A 1960-nucleotide genomic window follows, 5' to 3' on the forward strand; every position below is an offset into this window, starting at 1 on the left:
AGGGGGTCATGCCGAACAGGTGCTCACCGGTGGCGATCAGCCACTTGCCCAGCGGCGGATGGACGACGTACGACGCGCACTTGTCCAGCTCGGCCGGGGCGCACTGCTCCCAGATCGCCGTGTTGCCCTGCATGAGGAGCTTGTCGGCGTCCTTGACGGCGTTCCGCTCGGCGCCGAAGTTGAGCAGCGCGAAGCCGTCCTTGGCGTAGTAGGTCTCGTCGAACATGACCGCGTTCGGGCGGCCCAGGTTCACGAAGCGCAGGACCGCGCCGAACGCCGCCACCAGCAGCGGGCCGATCCAGCCCCACAGGACGCCTCCCGGCATGGGCGGCACCAGCCGGTCGCGTACGGAGTCCTCCGGTCGGCCGCCCGGCCGGGGCTCCGGCTGCTCGGACACCTGCTCAGGGAAATCGGTCACGGCCACCCGGACATCGTACGGGCCTCGTCACCCGTGCACCTCAAGAAACATCCCGTACGTACCCAACCGGGGAGCTTCTCCACGGCGGAACCGTGTTCTCCGCTGTCGTCCCCGGCTCCCCGGCCTCCCGGAAGGCTCCGGGCGGACCGGGGACGGGAACGGCGGGCGGCGGCGGGAACGGTGGGCGGGATGGGAGAAGATGGAAGGGTGACGGACAACGGCAGGCTGGTGCTGGCGGGGGCTCCGATCGGGCAGGCGGGCGACGTCTCGCCGCGCCTCCGCGAGGCACTGGAGACGGCCGACGTGGTCGCGGCGGAGGACACCCGGCGGCTGCGCAGGCTGGCCTCGGACCTGGGCGCGGAGATCGGCGGCCGGATCGTCTCCTACTACGACGCCAACGAGGTCGCGCGGGCCGCCGAGCTGCTGGAGGTGCTCCAGGCCGGCTACACCGTGCTGGTCGTCACCGACGCGGGCATGCCGGGGGTCTCCGACCCCGGCTACCGCCTCACCCGCCTGGCCGTCGACGCCGGGATCACGGTCACCTCGCTGCCCGGCCCCTCCGCGGTCACCACGGCCCTGGCGGTCTCCGGCCTGCCCAGCGACCGGTTCTGCTTCGAGGGGTTCCCGCCGCGCAAGCAGGGCGAGCGGACGCGCCGGCTGGCCGCCCTGGCCGCCGAGGAGCGCACGATGGTGTTCTTCGAAGCGCCGCACCGGCTGGCGGCCTCGCTGGCGGCGATGGCCGAGGCGTTCGGGGCCGACCGGCCCGCCGCGGTCTGCCGGGAGCTCACCAAGACCTACGAGGAGGTACGGCGCGGCGGCCTGGGCGAGCTCGCCGAGTGGGCCGCGCAGGGGGTCAAGGGCGAGATCACCGTCGTCGTCGCCGGGCACGTGCAGGAGGCCCTGGAACCGGTCATCGAGGACCTGGTCGCCGAGGTCGCCCGGCGCGAGGAGGCCGGCGTGCCGAGGAAGCACGCGATCGTGGACGTCGCCAAAGCCGCGGGCATCCCCAAACGCGATCTCTACGACGCCGTCCATCGGGCCTGATCACACGGGCGTCGCCAAACGTGACCTCTGCGACGCCGTCCATCGGGCCTGATCATACGGGCATCCCCAAACGTGACCTTTACGACGCTGTGCATCGGGCCTGATTCATCACCATAATCTCCTGAATGGGATCAACGCGTGACCGGCTGGTGCCGCCTATGCCGGGAGGCGTCCTGTGGGGCTGGATCGGCCCGCTGCTGGTGGCGGCGTTCGGCGCGGTCCTGCGCTTCGTCGACCTGGGCCGCCCGAACGCGGTCGTCTTCGACGAGACCTACTACGCCAAGGACGCGTTCGCGCTGCTCAACTTCGGCGTGGAGCGCAAGGCCCTGGGCAGCGTCGAGGACCCGGTCGCCGACCGGATGCTCATCGCCGGGGACACACGGATCTGGGAGACGTGCGTGCCCGCGGACGCCGACCCCTGCCCGCTCTACGTGGCGCATCCGCCGCTGGGCAAGTGGCTGATCGCCACCGGTGAGCACCTGTTCGGCATGACCCCCT

Annotated in this window: 1 protein-coding gene and 2 pseudogenes; 2 read left to right on the top strand and 1 reads right to left on the bottom strand. The window is 71.7% G+C overall.

What is annotated here, in order from left to right; all coding sequences use genetic code 11:
* Window positions 1-424, bottom strand: a pseudogene (locus tag IEZ07_RS35165) (phospholipid carrier-dependent glycosyltransferase); the annotation flags it as partial.
* Between the two features lie 183 nt (window positions 425-607).
* Here IEZ07_RS35165 and rsmI point away from each other — a divergent pair.
* Window positions 608-1462, top strand: coding sequence for a 16S rRNA (cytidine(1402)-2'-O)-methyltransferase (rsmI, locus tag IEZ07_RS35170; protein ID WP_191898755.1), 855 nt, complete (start codon window positions 608-610; stop codon window positions 1460-1462).
* 125 nt (window positions 1463-1587) lie between these two features.
* Window positions 1588-1960: pseudogene (locus IEZ07_RS35175) on the top strand (phospholipid carrier-dependent glycosyltransferase); the annotation flags it as partial.

The sequence above is a fragment of the Planomonospora parontospora genome (genome assembly GCA_014647935.1).
Lineage (GTDB): Bacteria > Actinomycetota > Actinomycetes > Streptosporangiales > Streptosporangiaceae > Planomonospora > Planomonospora parontospora.

What these genes read in the sequence shown, in the direction of transcription:
- rsmI (WP_191898755.1), top strand. Translation starts at nt 608, where the DNA reads ATGGGAGAAGATGGAAGGGTGACGGACAACGGCAGGCTGGTGCTGGCG.